Source organism: Streptomyces canus (assembly GCF_001514145.1).
In the GTDB taxonomy this organism is placed as follows: Bacteria; Actinomycetota; Actinomycetes; order Streptomycetales; family Streptomycetaceae; genus Streptomyces; species Streptomyces canus.
The window spans coordinates 212,160-238,783 of record NZ_KQ948669.1 but is presented as its reverse complement, the minus strand read 5'-3'; the positions used below and the strand labels follow the sequence as shown (position 1 = coordinate 238,783).

Genomic DNA, 26,624 nt, shown 5'->3' with positions numbered 1-26,624 from the left:
CGGCGCGATCGCGAGGGCGTTGCGGGAGGCGTGAAGGAAGAAGGCCCGCCGGAGCGGGCCTTCTCGACTACCGTCAGGCGCCCGGCGGCACCCGGGAGGGCCGGCCCGACCCGCGGGTCAGCGCGTAGCCGCCGACTCCGGCCAGCGCGGCGAGCGCACCGCCGATCGCGGTCCACACCCACCGATCGGACCACCAGCCGGAGGACCAGCCGTCCTCGGGCTCGATGGCGGACAGCACGGCGGAGGAGTCCTCCGAAACGCCGTCCTGCGCCTCGGACTTCACCGCGATGCCCGGCACCAGCGGCTCCGCCAGCGAACCATCCACCGCGGCCGAGCCGCCGATGTCCTTGGAGTCGACGCGGACTTCGGTGCTCACCGGGAGACCCAGGTCGGCGGTGGTGAGTCCGACGGCCGTCAGCCGGACGTAGTACGTGCCCGGCAGCGGGTCGTTGGCCCATGTCTCCGACCAGGCGCGGACCGTGCGCAGGGTGCAGGCCAGCTCCACCGAGGAGGAGTCCGCAGCCGCGGTGCGGGTCTGCGCGCCGTACTGGCAGGACTGGCGGCGCCGCAGACCGTCGTACACGTCGATCTGCCACGTCTGCGCGGCGTGGGTCCCGGGCAGCTTCACCGTCGCCTCGACGGTGGGCCGCTGGCCGGCGTCCGCGGGGAACGACCAGTACAGGTAGTCACCCGCGGAACCGCTCGCCGTGGCCGTTTGGCCCTGCTCGATCTCCGTGGCCGTACGGAAGGACGTGCCCGCCTGGGTGGGCGCGTCGCTGTCCGCCGAGGCCGAATCCGTCGGTGTCGGCGAGGAGTCGGCCGCGGCCGGCGCGACGGCCAGCCCGAGCATCAGCAGGGAAGCGCTCAACGCGCGTGTGATCCGCATCAGTTGGTCCTCCAGACCGCGAGCCGCCAGCGCGACAGCCAGCCCCACAGCAGACCGGCGACGAATCCGGTGAGGATCAGCGCGCCGAGCAGCCACCAGCCGCGCCCGAGGCCGAAGGAGGCCACGTCACTGGCCTTCGACGGTCCGTCCACGACATCGACGGTCAGCTCCAGTGGCAGACCCGGTGTGGTCTTCACCCCGGAGGCCGCCGAGAAGGAGTTGGTGACCTGGAGACAGACGGTCTCCGCGGCCGCGTCCTCGTCATCGGTGTCCGCCTTGGGGTAGCGAAGTCCCGTGGCGATCACATCCGTACGGCCGTTGCCGCCCGCCTCGCCGCGCACGATCTCGCGTCCGTGCGCGGTGACCGCCCGCAGCAGCACCCCGTACGAGGGGTTCACGGCCCGGTCGGCTCCGACGCTCACCGAGGCCCGCAGCTCCTGGCCCGGGTCGACGTCCACCCGGTACCAGCGCTGCTGGGCGAACTCCTCACGGTCGGTGTACAGACCCGACTTCAGCGTGGGCGCCGTGGCACAGGAACCGGCGCCCTCGGTGGCCACCGGCGTCACCACCGGGTCGGCCGCGCGGTCCACCAACTGGTTCACCTTGTCGGTGAGTTCGTCGGCGTGCTCGACCGAGGTGTAGGTACCGCCGGTCGCCTCCGCGATGCAGCTCAGCTGCTGGCGCATCTTCGTGTTCGGTACCAGGCCGAGGGTGTCGATGGTCAGCCCGATGCCCTTGGCGGCGATCTCGCGGGCCACCTCGCACGGGTCGAGCGGGGCGCACGTGTCCTCGCCGTCGCTGATCAGCACGATCCGCTTGGAGGAGGCGCCGTCGGTGAAGTCGTCGGCGGCCTTCAACAGCGCGGGACCGATCGGCGTCCAGCCGGTGGGGGACAGGGTCGCCACCTGCGTCTTGGCCTCGGTGCGGTCCAGCGTGCTGACCGGGTAGAGCTGGGCGGTGTCCTTGCAGCCCGTCTTCTGGTTGTCGCCCGGGTAGTTGGCGCCCAGGGTCCGGATGCCGAGCTGCACCTCCTCGGGCGTCGCGTCCAGCACCTCGTTGAAGGCCTGCTTGGCCGCCGCCATCCGGGTGCCGCCGTCGATGTCCGCCGTCCGCATGGAGCCGCTCACGTCGAGGACGAGATCGACCTGGGGCGTGGCCTGGCCGGTGGGTTCACCGGCGACCGCCGCGACCGGGAAGGCGATCCCCGCCGTCAGGGCGGCGAGCAGGGCGCACACTCCTGCCACCCGCCGTTTTCTTGTGATCATCGCCGGATCCTATTGATCAGGTGCGCCGGGCTCCAAAACGGCCGCTCAGGCAAGGGGGTTGGGCAGCTCGGTCCACCGGTCGCCCGGCGTCCCCGGCGACAGCCGCATCCAGGTCAACGCCTTCGCGGGCAGCGGCTGTTCGAGCAGCGCGGCCAGATCGGGCGTGCGCGGCAACTCTCGTACGGCCGTCTCCAGCGCTCCTCGCAACGCCGTGGCCGAACCCGCCGTCCCCGCGAGGGCTCCGGCCACCAGGGAGCCGAACAGTTTGCGCCGCAGGGTCGTCACGTCGTCCGTGACCAGCCGCCCGGACAGTGCGGGGACCGGGATGCCGTGCCGTGCGAGCCTGGCCGGGCTGATCCGGATGTCGGCCAGGTCCCGGTAGACCAGCCGCTCCGGTGCGCCCGACTCGGACAGGACGACGAGGAGGTTCTGGCCGTGCGCCTCCAGGGCGATGCCGAACTCCAGCAGGCGCAGCCCGACCGTGAGGGACAGCCGGGCGAACTCCGCGAGCCAGGCAGGGGATCGGGGCAGCTCGGTGGTGGCGAGGGCGGCCACCGGGAGGACCCGCTCCCCGTACACCTGAGGGGACTCGCGCAACACCGCGGCCAGGTCGGGGGAGTTGGCCGTCACCGCCCCCAGCGTGCGGGTGAAATGCAGGAGGCCGTCCATGCGCTCCGCCACGGTCTCCGCGAACCGTGAGAGGGTCGCCGACATGCTGATCGAGTAGACGGAGATGTCCCGCACCGAGGACGTGAGCCGCGTGCTCAACGCCGTCTTGACGTGCGGTCCGTCGGGCAGGGCGAGGGTGCGCAGGGACATCAACGGGTGTGCCTCGACGCCTTCGGTGACCGGCCGCTTCAGGACATGCTCCGACTGCCACGGATGGACGGGCAGCAACAGCCGCTCCCCGTCCCGCAGGTGTGCCGGCCACGCGCCCGTCACCAGGCACTCGTCCGCCGGCACCGGCACCAACCCCAGCCGTACCAGCGGCCTGTGCTCGGGCCCGTAGGCCAGTTGCTCGGCCACCGAGAAGCCCGGCCGGGAACGGCAGTTGGGGTGATAGGGATGCCCGTCGACCACCCGCTGCTCCCACTCCCAGTCGCGCACCGGCCATGCTTCGGGGCCGGCGGGTTGTCCCGCCCTCGACAGCGCCAACGACGCGACACTGTCGGCGAGTTCAGCGGCGAAATCCGCACCGTGCGGGACGCCGAGCGCGGTCATCAGGCGCGCCGGATCGTCGTGGGCGACCTCGTCGAGCCGTACGACGGTGGTGTGGGCGGCGGTGGCGAACGGGTCCGGGTGCGGGCCGTGCAGCCTGCGGCCGTCCGAGAGGCGCAGGGCGAGCCCCTCCCTGCCCGCGTCCCGGCCGGTGACCCAGGGCAGCGGCTCGTGCGCGAGCCCGCGCCACAGCCGGGACAGCACGGCCGCGCGGGCGCCGGGCAGCTCGGCCGTGTACCGCGCCACGAGGTCGGGGCGCAGGACGGCCAGCTCTTCGGCGAAGTCGGCCTCGGCGGCGGAGGGACGGTGCACGGGCGGGCTCCTCGGGTACGACCGGTGTCACGGTGGGGCGGTGAGGACAGACATACTGATCGTCATCGCCCCAGATGAACCGTAGAGAACGAGTGGATCGAGTGGACCTCCCGCCCCCGCCGGCCGGCACCGACGTCGCGCACCGCGCCGACGCGTACGCGGCCGCACCCCTGCTCAACTGCCTGCTGCGCGAGGTGGCCGAGCCGCTCCCGGAACCCGGCGAGCGGCCGGTGCACCGGCTCCCCGGCGGGAGACTGCTCAGGGTGCGGGGCGACAGGCGGCCCGCCGAGCCCGAGGTGCACGCCGCGGACGGCTGGCGGCGCGTCGGCCACACCGAACTCGTCAAGCTCGTCGCCGAGGAACTGACCCGGCACACCGGAGTGTCCAACCACGAACTGCCCGCCGAGATGATCGACAGCCGGGACGCGGTGGCCGCCCTGCTCACGGCCCGGGACCGGGTCACGGCGCCCGGCGACCCGTATCTGCGCTCCGAGCAGTGCCTCGTCACCGGCCATCCGTACCACCCCGCGCCCAAGGCCCGCGGCGGCGGCCCCGTCGCCGCCTGGCTGCCGTACGCCCCCGAGGCCCATGCCCGTTTCCCGCTGGTCCTGCTCGGGCTGCGCGAGGACACCGTCGTCGAGGAGGGCGACACCTCGGCCCTCGACACACTGGGCGAGGCACCGCCCGGCTACCGGCTGCTGCCCGCCCACCCCTGGCAGCTCGACCTCGTGTCCTGCACCGAGGCCTTCGAGGACGGCAGGCTCATCCGGCTCGGCACGACCGGCTTCGAGACCTGGCCGACGGCGGCGATCCGCACGGTCTACGCGCCCTCTCAGGATCTCTTCCTCAAGTTCAGTCTCGACGTCCGCATCACGAACGACATCCGCCGGCTCTGGCGCCACGACCTGCTCAAACTCCGGCGTACGGATGAAGCGGCCGCGCGCGCCTTCGCCGCCAGCCCCGGCTCGGCCGCCTGGTTGAGCGACCGCGGCTACCGCACCGCCGACTTCGCCTTCGAGGAACTCGCCGTCCTGGTCCGCGACGGCCTGCACGACCATGTGCGGCCCGGGGCGACCCCACTGCTCGCCGCGGCCCTGGTGGAGGGCTTCGAGGGCAGCCCGCTCGACGCCACCGCGGATCCGGCGGCCTGGTGGGAGGCCTATCTGGGCGTGGTCGTCCCGCCCGCCCTCGCGGCCTTCGCCGACCACGGCGTCGTACTCGAGGCGCATCTGCAGAACACGCTGGTCGCCGTGGACGCCGACGGCACGCCCGTGCAGGCGCTGTTCCGGGACGCCGAGGGCGTGAAGCTGCTGGCGGACGTCCCGCGCGCGGCCGGCTGGGAGCGGCTGGTGTACTGCCTGGTCGTGAACCATCTGTGCGAGGTCGCCGCGGCCCTCGCCGAACGCAACCCCGGCTTCGCCCCCTGGCCCGCCGCCCGCCGGGAACTGGCCCGCCACGACCTTCCCGAAGCCGCCGCCCTGCTCACCGCGCCCACCCTCCCCGGCAAGACGAACCTGCTGCTGCGCTGGACGGGCGCGGACGGCGCGGACGCCCGCTACCTGCCGCTGCCGAATCCGCTGGCCGGGTGAGCGCTGACATACCCTGGCCGGTGTGCTGCGCCATGTGACTGCTGTTCGATACGTGACCCCGCTGAGGTCCGGGGGCTCAGTCCCCGGCGTCTTCGAGGCCGATGACCTGGGCACCTACGTCGTGAAGTTGTCCACGGGGCGGCGCTGACCTGCGGTGATGCAGCTGAATCCGTCTTTGACCTGCGCGGATGCGTCTTTCAGAGCGTTTCAGTTTCGTGCCGCGTTATGCAGCCGAATTGAGTGATCAGCACGTGCTGCGCCGTGAACGATATGCGGGCCGCAGCTGGACCCGAGACCCAGCTCGGCAGGCGGCCTCCACAGGCTGCCTGCCGAGAGCGATCGCACATTGGCCTCAGATCCGAGGCCCGGGCACGAGGCACAGCTCGATCATGCGTCGCGTCCTGCACTACTTGACAGCGTCATGGCGCCGCCCCGGCTGGGCCTTGCCCAAGGTCAGCTGTAGACGGTCAATTCTGCGATTGACCACCAGTTACTCGCGACGTTGCCGGTGTTGACGACCTTGATGTAGCGAGCCGTCTGGGTCGGGAAGGAAATCAGTTCGACTCGCTGGCCGTCCTCTATGGAAGAGACCTTGGTCCAGTCGGTTCCGTTCGCCGATACGTACACGTCCGCGCTTCGCGCATAGTCGCCGATGTTGCTGCCGGAATCGAGCAGGATCTTGTCGAACGTCTGGGTCTGCCCCATGTCGACCTGGATCCACAGGCCGTCGTACTGGCCTGTTCCGGAGCTGTACCGGGTGCCGGAATCGCCGTCCAGCATGTTCGCGGGACCGTCGTTGGACGAGCTTGTGTCGGAGGTCGTGGCGGTCCAGCCCGTGCGCGACAGGGCGGGGCCCAGGTCCATGACGTCGAACGGTGCTGAACCCGCGTCCGCTCCGCCGGCGCTGTTCACCGAGACCTTGTACGTGCCCACCGGAAGCCCGCTCGGCACGTACGCGCTGATGCTCGTGTCCGACCAGCTGTCGATTTCGGCGAAGAGCTTCCCGAAACGCACCGTACCCAGCCCCTGCGCGTCACCGAAGTGAGAACCGCTGATCGTGAACTTGGCGCGCGGTATGCCTTGCTTCGGCTTCAGGCTTCCGAAGACCGGTGCGGGGAAGCCGGACAGCTTCTGCGTGGTGAACATCGCCGACGTTCCGCTCGGCAGGGTGTAGATGTACGAGCCGTCGGCGGACACCGGGAAGCTCCGGCTGCCGGCGGTGCCGTTGAACACCGCGGTGACCTGCTCCCCTTCCGGACTGGTCCAGGTCTTCAGCTGGAGGCCCTTGGGCACCGCTGTCGGGGCTGCGATCGAACCGGTGTCGCTCGAGGATCCGTATACGTTGATTTCGGCGATGCTCCACCAGAAACCGGATGCCGCGACACAGACGATGCGAATGTACCGTGCCGTCTGGGCCGGCAACGTGACGGCTATCTTCCCTATGTTCCCGCTGCCGTTCGCGACCGCGCTGCCCCAGTCGGCCCCGTCGTCCGAGACGTAGATCTGGTACTTGGTGACGTAGTCGAAGGAGTTGCTTTCTCCGGTGGCGAAGACGATCTTGTTGAAGCTCGTCGCGCTCCCCAGATCGACCTGGAACCAGGCGCCGCCGGTCGTCCCCTGGCCGAGATTCCACCGGCTGTTGATGTCGCCGTCGATCGCGTTCGAGGCGACACCCCAGTCCGGGCTCGACGAGGCCGTGGCGGTCCACTTGCCACGGCTCAGTGACGTTCCGGGCGTCTTGATGGATGCCCCGATCGGCAGGGAGTACGTGAGCAGCTTGCTTCCGGTGCGGACGGCGTTCTGGTACTGCAGGAGTGCCGGGTCGTAGGTGACCGTCATCGGCCCCAGCGAGGACTTGAACGTGAAGTCGTGGGTCGGGTCGAAGACATTGGTCGCCGCGGGGGTCCCGCCGCTGCGCCGGCCCGTGTAGGTGAACGTGACAGCGCCGCCGGCGTTCAGGGTGTAGTCGAAGGACTGCGTCCCGTCCGCGACGCTGAAGTTCTCCGCGGCGCTACCCGAGTTGTACGCGATCACGACCTTCGAGCCGTCCGGGTTCAGGAACGCGACGCTCTCGATGCTTCCTTCCCCGAAGGTGTTCGAGTAGATGCGATGCGCTCCGGGCTTCACAAACCGGCTGGCGTGGGCGAGTGCGTAGTAGTCCACGTTGTAGGACACCTGCCCGCTGTCCGGATCGACCGTGACCAGTGCCCGGCACATGGGGATGCCGTTGGTGTCGCTGTTGAGCGGCCCCAGCTTGGGGTCGAGCACGGTGTTCCAGAGCATCACACCGTTCGCCCAGTTGCGCATGCCCTTGATGATCCACGTGCCGAGTGCGTCATTGAACGCCGTCGCGTCGTCACCCTGCCAGACGCCTCCTGTGGCCTCCGTGATGTAGGTTTCCTTGCCCGGATAGTCGTTGTGGACCACAGTCTGGTACGTCGGGTTGCCACTGTAGATGTGCCATCCGGTGCCAGCCGTGTACTGGGAGGCGGCGGGGTCGCTGAAGATCGTCTCGGGATACGAGGGCACATCCCAGTTGTGGTCCCAGGCCAGGATCTTCGTGGAGATGCGGTTGGCCTCGAACGCCTGGCCGATCTCCTGGATCAACGCGGATTCCTGGTAGGCGGACAGGAACATGCCGGGCCAACTGGGCGTGCCCATGGGCTCGTTCTGCGGCGTGATGTAGGAGATGGGCACACCGGCCTTGTCGTACGCCTTGATGAACTTCACGAAGTAGTCGGCCAGCGTGGAAGCGTAGTCGCTCTTGAGGGTGCCGCCGATCATGGAGTCCGAGGTCTTCATCCAGCCTGGCGGGCTCCATGGGTTGGCCAGGATCTTGGCGGACGGGTTCTGTGCGAGAGCCTGCCGCAAGATGGGAAGGATGTACTTCTCGTCGTGCTGGACCGAGAAGTTGGACAGCGTCGGGTCCGTCTGCCCCGCCGGCATGTCGTCGTAGGAGTAGTTGCCGGACGCGTTGAAGTCCGTGGCGCCCATCGGCGTACGGATCAGGCTGAGGCCGATGCCCTTCGAGGGGTCGTACAGCTTCTGCATCAGCTTCGCTCGGTCAGCGGTGGACAGCTTGTTGATGAGCCAGGCGGAAGAGTCGGTCATGGCCGCCCCGAAGCCCTGGATTCTCTGGTACTTGACGCCGTCGTCGATCTTGATCGTGAGCGGGTTGCCGGTGCTCTTCGTCCGGAACAGCACATCGCTCTGGCCGACGACCCACTTCTTGGCCGAAATGTCGGTCAGCCAGACCTGCACGGAAGAATTACGCGGCGAGGTGGCGGCGGCAGCGTTGCCGGAAACCTGGGTCCAGGCGGCGGCGACGCCGATGGCGGTGGTGAGGAACTGACGTCGTCCAAGACCGTACGAGCTCATTGAGGAGCCTCCTTCAGACCTGTTCTTCCGTACTGCTCTGCGGCGCCGGCGGTCGGCGTCTTGATCACAAGCGGGTGCAACTCCCACGCGTCGACCGCGTAGCGAAGGCGCGTGCCCGGTGCGGTGCGGGCCTGAAGTCGCCACGCGCCCTGCCCTGTCGGGTAGAACCGCAGCGTGAGGACCTGGCCGGTAGAGGTCAGGAAGACCTCGGCGATGGAGTGGTCGACGACCACGCGCAGGTCGACCGGCTGCCCGGTGGGGCAGGGCATCCGGTAAGCACCGCCGTGGGCCCGCGTGTCCAAGGAGGCGTGGTCGCGGTCGACGACCAGTTCGCCCGCCTCGGCATCGAGGCGGATGTCGAGGTACTCGGAACCGTCCGGGGTGGTGAGCAGCCGCAGGCCGGCGGTCCCGGTCGGCTCCAGACGGGCCGTCAGGTCGAAGGCCCGTCCAACGTTGCCCAGTTCCACCGGCTCCGGGCCATGGGTCGCACCCTCGGCCTGCACGGTGCGCTCACCGCGCAGCGCGAGCAGCTCGGTGGCGGGCCGCTGACGCAGCGTGCCGTCGCCGCCGACATGGATCTCGCGGGGCACGGTGAGGACGCCGGCCCATCCGCCGGCGACGGCCCAGGCTTGGTCGCGGGCTTCCCAAGACCAGCCCCACAGCAGCCATCTGCCTCCCCCACTGCCTCCGGCGTGGGAGGTACCCCCAGGTGCGCGCAGCAGGGCAGGTGCATAGCAGTCCGGGCCGTGGTCCGCCCACACCGGTGCGCCTGCCTTGAAGTGGCCGTCGTGCTCTTCGCCGATCAGGGCTGCGACGCGCATCGGGCCAGTGGGTTCGGTCCAGGTACTGAAGATGAGGGCGGCCTGTCCGCCGGCTGCCGGGAGGTACTGGGGGCATTCCCAGCCATCGCCGGTGAGCTCCTCGGTGCCGCCGATGGGCTCCGGATGACGGGCCACGAAGGGCCCTCGGTAGGCCCAGGTCTCCAGATCGGGTGAGTCGTAGAGGAGGGTGGCGGCGCGGCCGTCGGCGAGAGCGGCGCCGACCAGCATCCGCCAGCCGTCGCCGTCCTGCCAGACGTACGGGTCGCGGTACATGGTGCAGCCCTCGGGCAGCTCGGGGATGAGCAGTTCGCCTCGCGGGCGGAAGGTCGTGCCGCCGTCGTGGGAGACGGCGCAGGTGACCGGCTGGTGCTGGGGGGAGCGCGCCACGAGGTGCGCGGAGTAGAAGGCGACGAGCCGGTCGCCGTCGGAGACGGCGTTGCCGGAGAAGCAGCCGTCGCCGTCCACGCCGCCGGGCGTAGGAGACAGGGCGATCGGCAGCGGCTCCCAGCTCAGCAGGTCGGGGCTGCGGAAGTGGCCCCAGTGCATGTTCGCGTGGGTCGCTCCGTACGGGTTGTACTGGTAGGAGACGTGGTAGTGGCCGTCGTGGAAGACCAGCCCGTTGGGGTCGTTGATCCAGTTGCGGGGCGGGCGCAGATGCGCGACGGGGTAGTGCGGATCGAGGGGTGGAGCGGACACACGCGTGCCTTTCGGTATGTCAGGCAGGGAGGCCGGCTGCCCCTGGGGACAGCCGGGCGCAGGCCCTCAGGCCCGGATGCGGAATCCCGCGCTGAGCTGGCGCTCCCGTCGTGAGCTGGGGCCGACGCGGAGCATGAACTCGCCTGGTTCGACCACGCGACGGTTGTCGGCGGTGACGAGTGAGCAGTGTCCGGCAGGGACGCTGATGCCGACGGCGAGGGTTTCACCGGGCGGGACCTCGGCCTGGGCGAACGCCTTCAGCTCCTGCTCGGCCCAAGTGACGCTGGTGGTCAGGTCGCTGACGTACGCCTGGACCGTCTCCAGGGCCGGACGACTTCCGCTGTTGGTGAGCCACACCGTGGCGTGGACGGTGCCGTCGGCGGAGACCTCGTCCTCGTGCACGGTGAGGTCGGAGTAGGTGACGGTGGTGTAGCTCAGGCCCTCACCAAATGCGAACAGGGGGTCCTGGGTGAGGTCCGCGTAGCGGTCACCGTGCTGGCCCCGCACCTGGTTGTAGTAGACCGGCTGCTGCCCGACGTGGCGTGCAAAGGAGACCGGGAGCCGGCCGCTGGGTTCGGTGAGGCCGAGGAGGAGTTCGGCGACGGCACGGCCGCCGCGCATGCCCGGGTTGAACGCCTCGATGAGCGCTGCCGCGTTCAGTGCCGAGTCGGGGAGGGTGCTCGGCTTGGACTGCAGCAGTACGACGATCATGGGCGTGCCGGTGGCGGCGACCGCGTCCAGCAGCGCGATCTGGCCTCCCTGGAGGTCGAGGGTGGCCGTGGAGCGCACCTCGCCCGTGAGGGCCTTGGTGTCCCCCACGACCACGACGGCGTAGTCCGCGGCAGCGGCAGCGGCGGTGGCCTCCCGAAGCTGTGCCTCGTCGACCGGGGCGGGGAGGAACACGGGCGGCTGCGGCTGGCCGTCGGGCCCGGCGACCCACTGGTCGGGGTCGAAGGCGGGGCTTTCGATGTCGGCTCCGCGGGCGTGTGTGACGGTCCAGTCGGCGGGGACGACGGCGCGCAGGCCGTCCAGCACCGTCTCCACCAACTCGCGTGGATGTCCTTCGGGCATCCACGGCACCTGGCCGGTGGCACCCGCCCAGTCGCCGAGCATGGCCTCCGGGCTGTCGGCGTTGGGACCGATGACCGCGATCGTGCGTGGCGTGCCCTGGCCTGTGGCGCGGCCGGGTCCGTCCGCGGTCAGCCCGCCTTCGAGGGGCAGGACCCCCTCGTTGCGCAGCAGCACGAGGGAACGTCGGGCGGTCTCGAGGTTGAGGTCGGCGTGCTCGCGGCAGCCGATCACCTGCGCCTGCCGCTCGGGGTCGGGGGCACGGGGGTCCTCGAAGAGCCCGAGTTCGAACTTCAGCCGCAGCACCCGCCGTACCGCGTCGTCGATCTGCTTCTCCTCGACCAGGCCGCGGGCGACCGCCTCCTGGGCACCCTCGAAGAACGCCGGCGTGGCCATGATGAGGTCGTTTCCGGAGTTGAGGGCGACCGCCGATGCCTCGGCGTAGTCGGCGCAGGTCCGCTGGTCGTAGACCATCCGGCCGACGTTGTCCCAGTCGGTCACCAGCGTGCCGGTGAAGCCCCACTCACCCTTGAGCACCTCGTTGATCAGCCACTCGTTGGCGGTGATGGGCACCCCGTCGATCGACTGGTAGCCCAGCATGAAGCCGCGGCAGCCGGCCCGAACGGCTTGCTCGAACGGGGGGAGGAACCACGAGCGTAGCTTGCGCGGGCTGAGATCGGCTTCGCTGGCGTCGCGTCCGCCCAGGGTCTCGGAGTAGCCCGCGAAGTGCTTGGCGTACGCCAGCACGGCGGTCGGGTCGCCGAGGCCCTCACCCTGGTAGCCGCGCACCATCGCCGCCCCCAACTCGCCTATCAGGTACGGGTCCTCGCCGAACGTCTCATTTATCCGGCCCCAGCGCAGGTCCCGGGTGATGCACAGCACCGGGGAGAACGTCCCGTGGATCCCGGTCGTCGAGATCTCGATCGCGGACGCACGGGCGACCCGGTGGATCAGAGAGGGATCCCAGGTGCAGGCCATACCGAGCTGGGTCGGGAAGATGGTCGCGCCCGGCCAGAACGAGTGGCCGTGGATGCAGTCGTCGGCAGTCAGCAGCGGAATACCCAGCCGTGTCCGCTGGGCCCGTTCCATGGCCTCCGGCATCCGCGCGGGAGTCACATGCAGGACCGACCCGGCCAGCTTGGCCGACACGATGTCCTCGAGGTCCCCGTGTTGGGCGTCGAGCATCAGCAACTGCCCGACCTTCTCCTGCAAGGTCATCCGGGACAGCAGGTCCTCGGTTCTCGTTTCCACGGACGCGTCCGGATCCAGGTACACAGCAGAGCGGACCGGGTGTCCCACTATGTTCTCCAAGTCATGAGTCGTCACAGATCAGAGAGGTGACGGGGGTAGGCGAGGGAGGTCACTTCAGGCCGGTGGTGGCGATGCCGGCGACGAAGTGGCGCTGGAAGAGCAGGAAGACGACCATCACGGGGAGCAGGACGACGACAGCGCCGGCGAGGAGGACGCCGAAGCGGGTGAAGTCCTGTCCGCTGCTGGCCAGGGCGAGACCGACGGGAAGGGTGTACTGGTCCTCGTTCTGGGCCACGACCAGAGGCCACAGGAAGTTGTTCCAGGAGCCCAGGAAGGTGATGATCCCCAGCGTGGCCAGGGCCGGCCTGGTCAGAGGCAGGATGATCTTCCAGTAGATGGCCAGTTCACGGCAGCCGTCGACGCGGGCGGCATCGATGAGTTCGTCGGGCAGGGTGGAGATGAACTGCCGCATCAGGAACACCCCGAACGGGGCCGCCAGGAACGGCAGAATCAGCCCGAGCAGCGAGCCGGTCAGCTTCATGTTGGCCACGAGGACATACAGGGGTACGAACGTGACCAGGCCCGGCACCATCAGGGTGCCGATGACCAGGCTGAACACGGCACGTCGGCCGCGGAAGTCCAGCTTGGCCAGGGCGTAGCCGAGCATGGAGCAGAACAGCAGATTGCCTGCCGTCACGGCCAGGGCCACGATCACCGAGTTGGCGAACATGGTGGTGAAGTCCAGGCTGCTGAACAGCTGCCGGTAGCTGGCCGACGTGGGCGCGGTGGGGACCAGGACCGGCGGCACCTTGCGGATGTCCGCCTCGGGCTTGAAGGAGCCGGACAGCATCCACAAGAACGGCGTGACCATCAGCAGCAGGCAGCCGAACAGCGGCAGATACAGCCAGGGATGGCCCCATTTTTGCCGGATGCGACGCCGCCGCAGAGTCCGGTCCGTGCCCGGCCCGGCCGTCCGGAGGGCGGAGAGAGTGCTCATGGGGCATCAGTCCTTGTCTCGCAGCACGCGGAACTGCAGCACGGTCAGCGCGATGATGAGGACGAAGACGACGTAACCGGCGGCCGACGCAACGTCGTAGTTGCCGTTGCCGAACTGGTTGTAGGCGTACATCGTGGCGGACAGAGTGGAGTCCAGCGGTCCGCCGTCGGTCATCACGAACGGCTCGTCGAAGAACTGCAGATAGCCGATACCGGTCGTGACCGCGGTCAGCAGCAGGGCCGGACGCAGGAGCGGGAAGGTGACCCGCCAGAACCGCTGCCAGGCCCCGGCCCCGTCGAGTTCGGCCGCCTCCATCAGGGACTGCGGCACAGACTGCAGACCCGCCAGCATGATGATCATGACGGTGCCGAGGTTGCGCCACACCGCCATCACGATCATGACGGGGAGAGCGAACCGGGTGTCCGCCAGCCATGCCGGACCGTCGATCCCGAACCAGCCCAGAACCGTGTTCACCAGCCCCGCCCGCGGCTCCAGCAGCGTCTTCCACACCACCGCGACCGCCACGACGCTGGTGATCACCGGGAGGTAGAAGCCGACCCGGAAGACGGCCCGGAAGCGGCTGATGCCGCTGTTGAGGGCGACCGCCGCGGCGAGTCCGGTGGCCAGCGTCAGCGGTAGACCGACCAGGACGAACACGGCCGTGTTGCGCAGCGCATGAACGAACTGCTCGTCCTCAAACAGCCGTACATAGTTGTCGAAGCCGGTGAACGACACGTTCAAGGGGGTCCGCAGGTCGGCGCTCTGTGTGTCGGTCAGGCTCATCAGCAGCGACCAGACGACCGGCAGCAGCATGAACGCCAGGAACAGGGCGAGGAAGGGAGCCGCGAGGATCCACGCGGCCCGGGTCTGCCTGCCGCGCGCGGTGCTGCGGAGGGCGAGTCGCCGACGGCCGGCGCCCCTCTTGGGCCGTGCGGTGCCCGGTTCGTGGGTGTCGCCTCGCCCTGGGAGTGTGTTCGTGGACATGGATGTCATCCGTCCGTACGAGGGGTGCTCACGTGGCGGCCGTTCAGCGGCCTGTGCCGATGCCGGTGGCCTTGGACTGCAGGTCCTGCTGCGCCTGGGCGACGGTGGCCTTGCCGAGGCTCAGCTTCTCCAGTTCGGAGTCGATGGCGTCGGCGACCTGCTGCCAGGTGGTGATGGCGGGCGGCGCCTTGCTGACCTTGAGCTGCTCGGCGAACGCCTGCATGGCCTCGTCGTCGCTCAGCTTCGCCTCGTCCCACGCCCCCGGCGTGGCGGGAAGGGAGCCCGTTGCCTTCGCGTAGGCAGCGAGGTTGGCGGGTTCGGTGAGGAACTTGGCGAACTTCCAGGCCGCGTCGGAGTTCTTGGCGTCCTTGAACACCGCCAGGTCGCTGCCGCCGGCGAACCCGGCCGCCTGCTTGCCCTTCGGCAGCGGCATGGTCTTCCACTTGCTGTCCAGCTTCGGGGCGTCCTTGCGGAGGCTGCCGCTGACCCACGCGCCGTCCTTGTAGACGGCGATCTGTCCGTCCTGGAAAGCCTGCAGGCTGTCCGTCTTGTCCGTGGGTGCCAAGCCCTCCGTCGGGACGCTCGCGTAGTACTCCAGCGCCTTGGCGACCGCCGGCGAGTCGAAGGTGAACTTCTTGGTGCTCGGGTCGTAGATGTCGCCGCCCTGCTGCCAGACCAGCGGCAGCAGGAAGATCCAGGAGTTGAATCCGATCGACAGCCCGCTGGCGTAGCGCAGCTTCGGGTTCTGCTTGCCCGCGGTGGCCTGGATGGCCTTCAGATCCTTCAGGTAACCGGCCCAGTCACTTGCCGGGGCACCCTTGATACCGGCCTTCGCCGTGAGGTCGCTGCGGTAGTAGACCGCTTGGGTGTCGGCGATGAACGGGACGCCGTAGGAGGTGTCCTTGTACTTGGTGGTGTCCCACTGGCCCGGGTAGAAGTCCGACGACTTGATCGACGTCGGGGTGGCCTGAAAGCCGTTCATGCCGGCCATCTCGGCCATCCAGGTGGTGCCGATCACGGACATGTCGGGTGTGTTGCCGCCGGCGATGGCGGTGGTCAGCTTGTCGTGGGCGGAAGCCCAGGGAACTGGGGTGATCTGCACCTTCACGCCGGGGTTCTGCTGCTCGAACTTCTTGGCCAGGCTCTGGAGGGACTTGTCGGGATCGCCCATGGACCACATGACGACCTTGCCGGTGGCCTTGCCGCTGCCCAGCTTCGCGGGAGCGTCCGTCCCGGGCCCGGAGTCGGCGCTGCGGCCGCAGCCGGTCGCCACCAGGGCTGCCGTGACGGTGACGCACAGGACCTGGATGGTTCTGACGGTGTGACGAGTAGGGGTACGCATAGTGCGGCTCCTTGCCATTGAGCGAAACAGGCGCGGGGGGCGAAGAGGAAAAGTGGCGGCGGGCGGGTGTCCGGATGGGCCGGCTCGTGAAGTGGGGACCGTCCGCGGTGGCATGGCATCGACGGTCAGTCGCAGGTCGCGGCTGGAGCGTTCGTCCCGGAGCAGTGGCGGCCGGCGGGGGTGGGCCAGGCGTGTCGCTCGGTGTGCCGGGTCGGGGAGGTGCAGACGGAAAGGGCACCTCGGCGGTGACGCTGGTTGCGCGTGCGGGGTGGTGAGGCCGGCCGGAGGACGAACGGGCCGGTCGTGCCGGTACGTGCACCGGCTTCAGGTCGAGCTGGACGACCTACCGGCCCGTGCGAGGTCCGGTGGGGTCGGTTCCGTGTCGGTATGGGGTCCGTCTCCGCCTGCGGGGCTGGGGAGGTGCGGCGGAGACGGACGGTTCGATGGGGCGCCGACGCCGTACGCATCGCGATGACATGGCGTCAGTTCGGGCTCGGCCGTAACGTCGAGCCGCGGACCACGAGACTGGTGGGAATGACGCACGACGCGGCTGCCTTCGGCGCTCCGCGCACGTGGTCCAGCAGCAGACGCGCCGCCGCCGCACCCATCTCCCGCATGGGCTGGCGGATGGTGGTCAGTGCCGGATAGGTGTACGAGGCCATCTCGACGTCGTCGAAGCCCACCACGGCGACATCCTGCGGAACCCACAGACCGGCCTCGTGCAGGGCGGTGAGCACGCCGGCCGCCGAGGGGTCGTTGTGTGCGAAGACCGAGTCGAACTCCAGGCCGTCCGCGAGAGCGCCTGCGATCGCGCTCCGGCAGCGTTCGAACTGGAAGTCGCCGCAGATGATGCTGCGTTGGTCGATCTCGATCCCGGCTTCCGCGTAGACATCGACGAAGCCGCCCAGCCGTTCCCGGGTACAGCCGAACGCATCGGGGCCGGTCACGACGAGAGGGCGACGGCGCCCGATTTCCAGGAGGTGCCGCGCTGCCTGCGCACCCCCCTCCCGGTTCGTGGTGGCCACGTAGGGGAACCCCGGCCGCTGGAAGCGGTCGTCTATCAGCACGACCGGCAGCCCTGCTTCGTGCAGTTCCGTGATGTAGCCCATGGCGCCCTCGGGCTCAATCACCAGCAGACCGTCGAACGACTTGGCGGCGACCTGCAGACCCAGGCGGCGCAGTGACTCCTCGCCGCGGTTCCAGGTCAGCATGCGCAGTCCGAAGCCCTCGGTCTCCAGCGTCTCGATGACCGCCTGCACGATGCCGGCCCAGGCCCAGGCCAGGTCAGGGACCAGCATGCCGATCATCTGTGTCGTGCCCCGGGCGAGGCCGACCGCACCGGCGCTCGGCACATAGCCGAGCTCCGAGATCGCCTTGCGGACCTTCAGGACGGTGTTCTCGTTGATCTCGCCCTTGCTGTTCAGCACGCGTGAGACCGTCGTCTTGCTGACGCCGGCCCGGGCGGCCACGTCGGCGATGGTGACTCCCATGCCACCTCCTCTCCATGCATCGGCGGGAATGTCCTCCCGCACCGAGGGGCCGATCGTACAGACACTGGCGGAACCGATACCGGGAGCGGTTCCGGAACCGGTTTCGGAACCGGTTCCGGCAGTGAAGCACCGAGCGGCTCAGCCCGTCAACACATCGGAATCAATTCGTTTACAGAGAATTTCCCGGGCCTCGGACACCCCGCCGGTACCGGGACACCGTGCCGGAGACGGTCGTCAGCGGTCCTGTGCGGCGGGGATTTCGCCTGAGCCGCGGGCGAGGTAGCGGGTGGGCAGCACGCGGTGGCGGGCGGGGCCGCGCTCGCCGTCGAGACGGTCGAACAGCAGGTCGGCGGCTTCCCGGCCGATCGCGGAGTGATCCTGGGCGATCACCGAGATGCCGGGTTCGAGGAGACCGGCCATAGGCAGGTCGTCGAACCCGATCAGCGCCACCCGGTGCTGCAGGCGGAGCTCCTGCAGGGCCATGCGGGCCCCGACGGTCAGGAGGTTCTGGCCGGAAACGAGTGCGGTGGGTGCGTGGGTGAGCGCCAGGAGTTCGCGGGTGGCCTCCTGGGCGGCTTCCGCGCCGTGCAGGCCGCGTCTCACGAGAGAAGGGTGCAGGACACATCCCACCGCGGCGAGCCCCTCCACGAACCCGGCGTAACGCTCTTCGGCGGTCCAGATCGAGCGAAGATCCCCAAGGAAGGCCATGCGCCGGTGACCTGCCTCATGCAGCCTCTTCACCGCTGCCCGGACGCCCACACGGTTGTCCACCGTCACGGTGTCCACCTGCGGCGCTGTGGTGCGGCGGTCCACACAGACGACGGGTGTGCCGGCTCGGCGGGCCGCGTCGAGGTCGGTGTAGTTCTGTCCGGTGGGCACCACGATGAGGCCGTCGACCCGGCGGGCGGTGAAGGTCTTCAGCAGGCCGCGTTCCCGGACCGGGTCCTCGTCGGTGGACCCGGCCAGGAGCAGCATGCCGCGCTCGGCGGCAGCGTCCTCCACCGCGCGGTGGAGCGCGGCGGAGAAGGGGTTGGCCGCGTCCTCCAGCACCAGGCCGAGGGTGTGGGTGCGGCGGTCGGCCCGGCGCAGACTGCTGGCCGTCAGATCCTGGCGGTAGCCGAGCCGCTCGGCGGCGCGCGTCACCCGTTCCGCCAGGTCAGGGGTGACGGGCTTGCCGTTGATGACCCGCGAGACGGTGGCGATGCCAACCCCGGCCATGGTCGCGACGTCGCGTATGGTCGCCGCCCGCCGACCTGTGTCGTTCTGCTCGCTGGACAACGTTTTCTCCCGGGGATCAATGGCACCGTGCAGCCGCCCTCATCCTCGCATTCAGGAGTTTCCCGCACAGGGTCTGGACTTCGGCGACATGTTGCCCGTACGTTCTGCGAAACGTTTCCACCCCTTGGCTGGAGCTGTCGGTGCCGTGCTGCCCCCACAGCCGGGGCTCGCCCGTGGCCTTGGACGAGGCCATGGCGGAGCCGCCGCCCGTACTCGCACCCGGCACACGTCAAGCGTTACTCGCCACGCGTCAGTCCCCTACGGCTGAGCCGAAGCCCGCCCGCAAGGAGCGCCATGTCCAGAACCATTCGTCCGCGCCGCAGACTCCTCGCCGCGCTGGCCGTCCTGTCCGGGCTCGGCCTGGTCGCCGCCTCCCCGGCCATGGCCGACACCCTCTACCACGAGCAGTACCGGCCCCAGTTCCACTTCACCCCGGCCCAGAACTGGATGAACGACCCCAACGGACTGATCTACTACAAAGGCCGGTACCACCTGTTCTTCCAGTACAACCCGGACGGCAACACCTGGGGCAACATGTCCTGGGGTCACGCGGTCAGCACCGACCTCGTGCACTGGAAGCAGCTCCCGGTGGCCATCCCCCAGGACGACCAGGAGATGATCTTCTCCGGCAGCGTGGTGCTGGACAGGAACAACACCACCGGCTTCGGGACCAAGAAGAACCCTCCGCTCGTCGCCGTCTACACCAGCGCGCAGAAAGCCTCCGGCAAGCAGCAGCAGGCCCTCGCCTACAGCACCGACGGCGGCACCACCTGGACCAAGTACGACGACAACCCGGTGCTCGACATCGGCTCGAACAACTTCCGCGATCCCAAGGTCTTCTGGTACGCCCCCACTCAGCGCTGGCTGATGGCAGTCTCCCTCGCCGACCAGCGCAAGATCTCCTTCTACAGCTCGGCCGACCTCAAGCACTGGACCCACCAGAGCGACTTCGGCCCGGCCGGCGCCACCGGCGGGGTGTGGGAGTGCCCGGACCTGTTCCCGCTCCCGGTCGACGGCGACGCGAAGAAGACCAAGTGGGTCCTTGCGGTCAACCTCAACCCCGGCGGCATCGCGGGCGGCTCCGGCGCCCAGTACTTCGTCGGCGACTTCAACGGCAAGAAGTTCACCGCCGACGACACCGGCACCACCTACACCCCGCCGAGCGGCACCGTCATGCAGGACTTCGAGTCCGGCTCGTTCGGCGACTGGACGGCCACCGGAAGCGCGTTCGGCAGCGCGCCGGCGACCGGGGCGGTGGACTGGCAGTCACAGGTCACCGGCATCGAGGGCAAGGCTTTCGCCAACAGCTTCCACGGCGGCGACGCCTCCACCGGCACCCTGACCTCGCCCGAGTTCACGGTGACCGGCAACTACATCAACTTCAAGGTCGGCGGCGGCAACCACCCGTACGACCCCGACGCCGTCCTGGGCGACGAGCCGGCACCCACCGGTGAAACCCTCGGCGACTTCGAGGGCAGCACCTACACCAGCCCCATCGGCGACTGGACCGCCACCGGCGACGCCTTCGGCACCGGACCGGCCCAGGGCGCCATCGGAGACCAGCAGCAGGTATCCGGCTACCTCGGCAACGGCCTGGTCAACAGCTTCCTGAACGGCGACGCCTCTACCGGGACCCTCACCTCGCCGGCCTTCACCATCGACAAGAAGTACCTGGACTTCCTCATCGGCGGCGGCTACCACCCCGCGAGCTCCGACGCCCCCACGGCGGTGGAGCTCATCGTGGACGGCAAGGTGGTGCGCTCCGCCACCGGATCCAACGGCGAAGCCCTCAACTGGGCCTCCTGGGACCTGTCCGACCTGCAGGGCAAGCAGGCCCAGATCAAGGTCGTGGACGACAACACGGGCGGCTGGGGCCACCTCAACCTCGACCAGGTCGTCCTCTCCGACACCCAGGCGAAGCGCCCCTCCATCGAGACCGGCGTCAACCTGCTGGTCGACGGCAAGGTCGTCCAGAGTGCCACCGGCGCCGACTCCGAGAACCTCGACTGGGCCTCCTTCAACACCACCGCCTACAAGGGCAAGAAGGTCCAGATCCAGATCGTGGACGCCAACCCCGGCGGCTGGGGACACGTCCTCGCCGACCAGTTCACCACCGCCGACAAGCCTGCCCTGAACGCCACCCAGCGCGCCCACTGGCTCGACTACGGCGCGGACTTCTACGCCGCCAACACGTGGACCGACGCACCCAACGGCCGCCGCGTCATGATCGCCTGGATGAACAACTGGAACTACGGCCAGGCCATCCCCACCAGCCCGTGGCGCAGCGCGGACACCTTCCCCCGCCAGCTCTCCCTGCAGACCGTGAACGGCAAGGTCCAGCTGATCCAGCAGCCGGTCGGTGAACTGACCACCCTGCGCGGAGCCCGCACCCGGGTGCCCAGCACCCGCGTCACGAACACCACCACACCGCTCTCGGTGCACGGCAGCACCCTGGACTTTCAGGCCGACCTCACCCCGGGCACCGCCGACCGCTCCGGCCTGGACGTCCGCACCGGCGCCGGGCAGCGCACCCGCATCGGCTACGACACCGCCACCGGCGAGGTCTACATCGACCGCTCCGCCTCCGGCGACACCGACTTCGACCCGACCTTCACCGACGTCCAGCGAGCTCCGCTCGATCTCCACGGCGGCCGGCTGAGCCTGCACGTCCTTGTCGACGCCTCCTCCGTCGAGGTCTACGCCCAGAACAGCCGTGGCGAACAGGTCACCCTCACCGACCAGATCTTCCCCGACCCGTCCAGCACGGGTGTCGGCGCCTTCGCCGAAGGCGGCACCGCCACCATCGACCACATGCAGGCGTGGCGGCTGAAGTCCATCTGGCCGTGACGATTCCTCAGGTCCGTGCGCCGGACGGCCAGGAGCGGCTTCCGGCGCACGGATATCGGCCCGGGAACCGCCCCGCTGACCTGCGCGGACTGGATTCGGTGAGCTGCGTGGGCTCGTTCGTCGGGAAGGCCACAACTGTCCAACTCACGTCATCTCAGAGGTTGGAGTACCGCCATGGCGTACCCGCCGATGCCGCTCCAATTGGAAACCGCTCGGCTGAGCTTGCGTCTGTGGACTGAATCCGATGTCGACGCCCATCGCGTGCTCGTCGCCGAACGGGGTGATGGCATGCCGTCGATCGAGGACAACCGGCGGATGATCGAGGATCAGCGCGCTGCGTCGACCCTGACGCAGATTGCGCTGCTGGCCGTCATCCGCCGCGATGTGGGCGACTTCATTGGATATTGCGGGCTCACTGTCGGTCGGGCTTCCGTTGACGAGCCAGAGATTGCGTACGAGCTGTTCCGGCGCGTGCACGGACAGGGCTATGCCACCGAAGCGGCGTCCGCGGTGCTCGAGGCGGCGATCGCCACTGGGCGCAGACGGCTCTGGTCGACGGTGCGTCCCTGGAATGCCCCATCGTTTCGCGTCCTGGAGAAGCTCGGGTTCCAGCGCCACCACGTCTCGGCCGATGACCGTGGCGAACTGGTATGGCTCACCCGCTCCCTGCCGTAAGAGACGCCTTGGAGTCAATTCGAACGGACAAGTAGCCCGTCGCACAGTCCCGCAGCGGACGCCCACGACGCCCGTGCACCGCAGCCACTTGCGTCAATCCGACGCACGGCCCTGCACGATTCACGCCGGCGGGTCAGCCGCCCTGCGATCTTCCGCAGCAGGGGCGGTTGCTCGGTCCGCGGAATGTGGATCAGGGCGGAATAACTGATCGTGGGCGGGCGCAGCATGCGGCATTGCGCCCGCCGTCATCCACAACCTGGCCACCTGCGAATGGCGACGCTGGAGGACCTCAACCAGCAGCTCACCGTGTTCGAGGAGCCCCGCGTCCCTGGTGAACGAGCTCGTCGAGGCGGCCGACGACAAGCAGCTCGGCAAGACCATCGCCCGATACGGGCACGTCGCCCTGCTCAAAATCGACGAACTCGGCTACCTCGAACTTGACCGCCGTGGCGCCGAGATGCTCTTCCAGGTCCTCACCGAGCGTGAGGAGAAGAACAGCATTGCCGTCGCCTCCAACGAGGCGTTCACGGGCTGGAGCAAAACCCTTACCGATCCGCGGCTCTGCGCGGCGATCGTTGACCGGCTCACTTTCAACGCCACCCTGATCGAGACCGGCACAGAGTCCTACCGCCTGGCCCGCTCCGAAGCGAACAAGAGCGACGGGACCAAGTGATCACCTGCCGCGGAGGTCAAGAACTCACATGCCTCGTGACGGGGCTCGGCACGCATGTGCGGGAGGAAGGTGGTCCGAATGATCTCACTCGATCAGAGTCTGGGGGCCTGGTGGGTGCACCCGGAGTTTTGGGCATCCGCAACGTCATCAACCCGCGAAACCGGATCACGGTCGTCCTCGGCCTGGGGTGCGGACTTCGCCAGGGCGAGGTGTTCGGACTGAGCCCAGAGGACATCGACTACGCGAGAGGCGTGCTTCATGTCCGCCGCCAGGTCCAGGCGATCAAGGGGAGGCTGTACTTCGCCCTGCCGAAAGGGAAGAAGACCCGTGTTCGTCGACATGGCCTCCGCGGTTGCCGAGGAGCTAAAGCGTCACATCGAAGCGTTCCCGCCGGTGGAGGTGGAGCTGCCGTGGGGAAAGCCGGAGGGGCAGCGGAGGAAGTTCTCCCTGCTGGTCACCACACGATTCGGTAATGCCATTGCGGTGAACACGTGGAACACCTACACCTGGAAGCCTGTGCTGGCCAAGGCTCGCGCCGCGTGTCAAGGGAGCAAAGGACTGGCCATGGGAGGCTGCACCGAGGGATGGTTTCCACGCGCTGAGGCTCACCTACGCCTCCATCATGCTGGAAGCCGGAGAGTCCGTCGTGACCTTGGCACGGTGGCTCGGGCACTCCTCGCCGGCGATCACCCTCGGTTACTATGCTCACTTCATGCCGGAGGCCGGAAGCAAGGGGCGGACGGCCATCGACAAACTGCTGGGGAGGCAGGGAGATCTGCATGCCATTCGAAACTCCCCAGATTCCCCCAGGGCTGCTGACGGGCCATTTCCGCTGTTTGGGGCGCCGAGGTCGGTCGTGGATTGCAAGGCTGAAGAGGGGGGTGGCCTGAGAAAATGCTGAGAGAGGTCACCGCGACCCGCTACGTCGAGCCCCTGCCTGCCGGCGGCTCCGTCCCCGGAGTCGTCGAGGCCGATGACCTGGGCACCTACGTCGTGAAGTTCACCGGTTCCGCGCAGGGCCGCAAGGCGCTGGTCGCCGAGGTGATCGTCGGTGAGCTGGCGCGGGCGCTGGGGCTGCGCTTTCCCGAGCTGGTCCTCGTGCACTTCGACCCGGAGATCGCCGACAGCGAGCCGCACCAGGAGGTACGCGAGCTCCACCGCGCCAGCGCGGGCCTCAACCTCGGCATGGACTACCTTCCGGGCGCCCGCGACTTCACCCCCGAGGTGGCCAGGACGTTCCCGGTCGACCCGATGGAGGCCGGCCGGATCGTCTGGCTCGACGCGCTCACCGTGAACGTCGACCGTACGGTCCACAGCTCGAACCTGATGATCTGGCCGACATTGGGCATCGCACCCCCGCGTCTGTGGCTGATCGACCACGGCGCCGCTCTCGTCTTCCACCACCGCTGGGAGGCCACGGATCCGTCGAAGTCGTACGACTTCCGCCACCACTCCCTCGGTCACTACGGCCCGGACGTCCGCGCCGCCGACGCGGAACTGGCGCCCAAGGTCACTCTCGACGTCCTGCGCGAGGTCACGGCGGCCGTCCCCGATGCCTGGCTCACCGGCTTCGCGACCCCGGACGAGGCACGCGAGGCCTATGTGGCGTACCTCCACGCGCGCGTGCGGGCCTCCGGGGCCTGGCTGCCCACCGACTTTCCCACCCGGGAGGAAATCGCCGCCGAGGAGGCTCTCCGCGCGGCGAAGACACAGGAAGGCCGGCCCAAGTGGCTGAAGCGGGTCCCCGACCTGCACGGCAAGCCGGCCGCGGAACAGGATTGGTCGGTGCACCTCGGATGACGGAGCCTTCTTCGGACTCCCGGCGGGTCGAGATCGAGTACTGCACCCAGTGCCGCTGGCTGCCGCGCGCGGCCTGGCTGGCGCAGGAACTGCTCACGACCTTCGAGACCGAGCTGACGGAACTGGCCCTCAAGCCCGGCAAAGGCGGGATCTTCGTCGTCCGGGTCGGCGACGAGGTCGTCTGGGACCGCCGCGAGCAGGGTTTCCCGGAGCCGACGGCGGTCAAGCAGGCCGTACGCGACCGAGTGGCCCCGGAAAAGTCCCTGGGCCACTCGGACAAGGTCCCGCAGGAGGATGTCAGCCCTTGAGCTGCTCGTACGCCGGCAGCGTCAGGAAGTCCGCGTAGTCGTCGTCGAGGGAGACCTGGAGCAGCAGGTCGTGGGCCTGCTGCCAGTGGCCGCCCGCGAAGGCTTCCTCGCCGATCTCCTGGCGGATGGTCGACAGTTCCTCGGCGGCGACCTTGCGGGCCAGCTCCGGGGTGGCGAGTTCACCGTTCTCGAACTCGACACCCGCGTTGATCCACTGCCAGATCTGCGAGCGGGAGATCTCGGCGGTGGCCGCGTCCTCCATGAGGTTGAAGATGGCGACCGCGCCGAGCCCGCGCAGCCAGGCCTCGATGTAACGGATACCGACCTGGACGGCGTTCACGAGGCCGTTGTACGTCGGCTTGGCCTCCAGCGAGTCGATCGCGATGAGGTCGGCCGCCTCGACGTGGACGTCCTCGCGCAGCCGGTCCTTCTGGTTCGGCTTGTCGCCGAGGACCTTGTCGAAGGACTCCATGGCGATCGGGACCAGGTCGGGGTGGGCGACCCAGGAGCCGTCGAAGCCGTCGCCGGCCTCGCGGTCCTTGTCGGCGCGGACCTTCTCGAAGGCCACCTTGTTGACCTCGGCGTCCCGGCGGGACGGGATGAAGGCCGCCATGCCGCCGATCGCGTGCGCGCCGCGCTTGTGGCAGGTGCGGACGAGGAGTTCGGTGTACGCGCGCATGAACGGGGCCGTCATCGTGACCGCGTTGCGGTCCGGAAGGACGAACTTGGCGCCGCCGTCACGGAAGTTCTTGACGATGGAGAACAGGTAGTCCCAGCGGCCCGCGTTCAACCCCGAGGCGTGGTCGCGCAGTTCGTAGAGGATCTCCTCCATCTCGTACGCCGCGGTGATCGTCTCGATCAGCACGGTCGCGCGGATGGTGCCCTGGGGGATACCGGTGTACTCCTGCGCGAAGACGAACACGTCGTTCCAGAGGCGGGCCTCCAGGTGCGACTCCGTCTTCGGGAGGTAGAAGTACGGGCCCTTGCCGAGGTCCAGCAGACGCTGGGCGTTGTGGAAGAAGTACAGGCCGAAGTCGACGAGCGCGCCCGGGACCTGGGCACCGCTCGCGTCGGCCAGGTGGCGTTCGTTCAGGTGCCAGCCGCGCGGGCGCATGACGACCGTGGCGAGCTCCTCGTCGGCCTTGAGCGCGTACGACTTGCCGGACTTCTCGTCCGTGAAGTCGATGTTCCGGGTGTACGCGTCGGCAAGGTTGACCTGCCCGAGGACGACGTTCTCCCACGTCGGCGCCGAGGCGTCCTCGAAGTCCGCGAGCCACACCCTGGCGCCGGAGTTCAGGGCGTTGATGGTCATCTTGCGGTCGGTGGGGCCGGTGATCTCGACCCGGCGGTCGTCCAGGGCCGCCGGGGAGGGGGCCACCTTCCAGGAGTCGTCCGCGCGGATCGCGGCGGTCTCCGGGAGGAAGTCGAGCGTGGAGGTGCGGGCGATCTCGGCGCGGCGCTCGGCGCGGCGGGCGAGGAGTTCGTCACGCCGCGGCGTGAACCGGCGGTGCAGCTCGGCCACGAAGGCGAGGGCCGCCTCGGTGAGGACCTCCTCCTGCCGCGGCAGGGGCTCGGCGTCGACGATGGCCAGCGGGGACGGCGCTGGTGCGGACATGAGCTGTCACTTCCTTCAGCGGTGGCACCGGGTGCCAGTCGAACCGGGTACGCGAGCGGCGCCCTGCACGGGAGAAGGACGCTTCTGGACAGTGGATACTAGTTTCCTCATCGTGGAAGTTCAATGGTTTG

17 protein-coding genes and 2 pseudogenes are annotated in these 26,624 nt (G+C 68.9%); 7 read left to right on the top strand and 12 right to left on the bottom strand.

Annotated features, from left to right (window positions below):
• Positions 1-73: 73 nt before the first annotated feature.
• The 3 genes from AQJ46_RS36595 to AQJ46_RS36585 are packed head-to-tail and all read right to left on the bottom strand — an operon-like array spanning position 74 to position 3,681.
• Positions 74-886 (bottom strand): hypothetical protein, encoded by an 813-nt coding sequence (locus AQJ46_RS36595; RefSeq protein WP_059209709.1) that lies wholly within the window; start codon positions 884-886, stop codon positions 74-76.
• Positions 886-2,151, bottom strand: coding sequence for a VWA domain-containing protein (locus AQJ46_RS36590; RefSeq protein ID WP_059209643.1), 1,266 nt, complete (start codon positions 2,149-2,151; stop codon positions 886-888). Before AQJ46_RS36590 ends, AQJ46_RS36595 begins: the two co-directional genes overlap by 1 nt.
• A 45-nt stretch (positions 2,152-2,196) precedes the next feature.
• Positions 2,197-3,681: an IucA/IucC family protein gene (locus AQJ46_RS36585; RefSeq protein WP_059209642.1), complete on the bottom strand. Its 1,485-nt coding sequence runs from the start codon at positions 3,679-3,681 to the stop codon at positions 2,197-2,199.
• Positions 3,682-3,773: 92 nt separating this feature from the next.
• On the opposite strand from AQJ46_RS36585, the gene AQJ46_RS36580 reads away from it, so the two are divergent.
• Together AQJ46_RS36580 and AQJ46_RS59485 are read left to right on the top strand one after the other, a co-directional pair.
• A complete protein-coding gene (locus AQJ46_RS36580; protein WP_059209641.1) occupies positions 3,774-5,270 on the top strand; it encodes an IucA/IucC family protein in 1,497 nt (498 codons plus the stop codon).
• Positions 5,271-5,292: 22 nt separating this feature from the next.
• Positions 5,293-5,403 (top strand): annotated as a pseudogene (locus tag AQJ46_RS59485) (HipA family kinase); the annotation flags it as partial.
• 320 nt (positions 5,404-5,723) lie between these two features.
• Here the strand turns inward: AQJ46_RS59485 and AQJ46_RS36575 are convergent.
• The 8 genes from AQJ46_RS36575 to AQJ46_RS36540 all read right to left on the bottom strand — a co-directional run bounded on the left by AQJ46_RS36575 (position 5,724) and on the right by AQJ46_RS36540 (position 18,575).
• Positions 5,724-8,648 (bottom strand): discoidin domain-containing protein, encoded by a 2,925-nt coding sequence (locus tag AQJ46_RS36575; RefSeq protein ID WP_059209640.1) that lies wholly within the window; start codon positions 8,646-8,648, stop codon positions 5,724-5,726.
• Complete coding sequence (locus AQJ46_RS36570) at positions 8,645-10,165, bottom strand: glycoside hydrolase family 32 protein (RefSeq protein ID WP_059209639.1); 1,521 nt, start codon at positions 10,163-10,165, stop codon at positions 8,645-8,647. The genes AQJ46_RS36575 and AQJ46_RS36570 overlap by 4 nt, the downstream gene beginning before the upstream one ends.
• Positions 10,166-10,231: 66 nt before the next feature.
• Positions 10,232-12,532, bottom strand: a complete 2,301-nt coding sequence (locus AQJ46_RS36565; protein WP_059209638.1) for a glycoside hydrolase family 3 N-terminal domain-containing protein — start codon at positions 12,530-12,532, stop codon at positions 10,232-10,234.
• Between the two features lie 61 nt (positions 12,533-12,593).
• Complete coding sequence (locus AQJ46_RS36560) at positions 12,594-13,481, bottom strand: carbohydrate ABC transporter permease (RefSeq protein WP_059209637.1); 888 nt, start codon at positions 13,479-13,481, stop codon at positions 12,594-12,596.
• A gap of 6 nt (positions 13,482-13,487) precedes the next feature.
• Complete coding sequence (locus tag AQJ46_RS36555; protein WP_059209636.1) at positions 13,488-14,474, bottom strand: carbohydrate ABC transporter permease; 987 nt, start codon at positions 14,472-14,474, stop codon at positions 13,488-13,490.
• 34 nt (positions 14,475-14,508) lie between these two features.
• Entirely contained in the window at positions 14,509-15,807 is a 1,299-nt protein-coding gene (locus AQJ46_RS36550) for an extracellular solute-binding protein (protein WP_059209635.1), read from the bottom strand.
• Positions 15,808-16,289: 482 nt separating this feature from the next.
• A complete protein-coding gene (locus AQJ46_RS36545; protein WP_059209634.1) occupies positions 16,290-17,297 on the bottom strand; it encodes a LacI family DNA-binding transcriptional regulator in 1,008 nt (335 codons plus the stop codon).
• Positions 17,298-17,531: 234 nt separating this feature from the next.
• On the bottom strand, positions 17,532-18,575 hold the full coding sequence (locus AQJ46_RS36540) for a LacI family DNA-binding transcriptional regulator (protein ID WP_059209633.1): 1,044 nt from the start codon (positions 18,573-18,575) through the stop codon (positions 17,532-17,534).
• 294 nt (positions 18,576-18,869) lie between these two features.
• Here AQJ46_RS36540 and AQJ46_RS36535 point away from each other — a divergent pair, with 294 nt between their 5' ends.
• The 5 genes and pseudogenes from AQJ46_RS36535 to AQJ46_RS36510 all read left to right on the top strand — a co-directional run bounded on the left by AQJ46_RS36535 (position 18,870) and on the right by AQJ46_RS36510 (position 24,878).
• A complete protein-coding gene (locus AQJ46_RS36535) occupies positions 18,870-21,422 on the top strand; it encodes a glycoside hydrolase family 32 protein (protein WP_059209632.1) in 2,553 nt (850 codons plus the stop codon).
• Between the two features lie 174 nt (positions 21,423-21,596).
• Complete coding sequence (locus AQJ46_RS36530; protein ID WP_059209631.1) at positions 21,597-22,097, top strand: GNAT family N-acetyltransferase; 501 nt, start codon at positions 21,597-21,599, stop codon at positions 22,095-22,097.
• Between the two features lie 325 nt (positions 22,098-22,422).
• A pseudogene (locus tag AQJ46_RS36525) lies at positions 22,423-22,770 on the top strand (ATP-binding protein); the annotation flags it as partial.
• 894 nt (positions 22,771-23,664) lie between these two features.
• Positions 23,665-24,570: a HipA family kinase gene (locus AQJ46_RS36515; protein ID WP_059209629.1), complete on the top strand. Its 906-nt coding sequence runs from the start codon at positions 23,665-23,667 to the stop codon at positions 24,568-24,570.
• Positions 24,567-24,878 (top strand): SelT/SelW/SelH family protein, encoded by a 312-nt coding sequence (locus AQJ46_RS36510; RefSeq protein ID WP_059209628.1) that lies wholly within the window; start codon positions 24,567-24,569, stop codon positions 24,876-24,878. The genes AQJ46_RS36515 and AQJ46_RS36510 overlap by 4 nt, the downstream gene beginning before the upstream one ends.
• Here the strand turns inward: AQJ46_RS36510 and aceB are convergent.
• On the bottom strand, positions 24,868-26,493 hold the full coding sequence (gene aceB, locus AQJ46_RS36505) for a malate synthase A (protein ID WP_059209627.1): 1,626 nt from the start codon (positions 26,491-26,493) through the stop codon (positions 24,868-24,870). The two genes, AQJ46_RS36510 and aceB, sit on opposite strands and share 11 nt — an antisense overlap.
• Positions 26,494-26,624: the final 131 nt, after the last annotated feature.

Coding starts and splice junctions, on each gene's coding strand:
- AQJ46_RS36575 (WP_059209640.1), bottom strand. CDS start 8,648: ATGAGCTCGTACGGTCTTGGACGACGTCAGTTCCTCACCACCGCCATC.
- AQJ46_RS36560 (WP_059209637.1), bottom strand. CDS start 13,481: ATGAGCACTCTCTCCGCCCTCCGGACGGCCGGGCCGGGCACGGACCGG.
- AQJ46_RS36555 (WP_059209636.1), bottom strand. CDS start 14,474: ATGACATCCATGTCCACGAACACACTCCCAGGGCGAGGCGACACCCAC.
- AQJ46_RS36510 (WP_059209628.1), top strand. CDS start 24,567: ATGACGGAGCCTTCTTCGGACTCCCGGCGGGTCGAGATCGAGTACTGC.
- AQJ46_RS36595 (WP_059209709.1), bottom strand. CDS start 886: ATGCGGATCACACGCGCGTTGAGCGCTTCCCTGCTGATGCTCGGGCTG.
- AQJ46_RS36535 (WP_059209632.1), top strand. CDS start 18,870: ATGTCCAGAACCATTCGTCCGCGCCGCAGACTCCTCGCCGCGCTGGCC.
- AQJ46_RS36530 (WP_059209631.1), top strand. CDS start 21,597: ATGGCGTACCCGCCGATGCCGCTCCAATTGGAAACCGCTCGGCTGAGC.
- aceB (WP_059209627.1), bottom strand. CDS start 26,493: ATGTCCGCACCAGCGCCGTCCCCGCTGGCCATCGTCGACGCCGAGCCC.
- AQJ46_RS36590 (WP_059209643.1), bottom strand. CDS start 2,151: ATGATCACAAGAAAACGGCGGGTGGCAGGAGTGTGCGCCCTGCTCGCC.
- AQJ46_RS36545 (WP_059209634.1), bottom strand. CDS start 17,297: ATGGGAGTCACCATCGCCGACGTGGCCGCCCGGGCCGGCGTCAGCAAG.
- AQJ46_RS36550 (WP_059209635.1), bottom strand. CDS start 15,807: ATGCGTACCCCTACTCGTCACACCGTCAGAACCATCCAGGTCCTGTGC.
- AQJ46_RS36515 (WP_059209629.1), top strand. CDS start 23,665: ATGCTGAGAGAGGTCACCGCGACCCGCTACGTCGAGCCCCTGCCTGCC.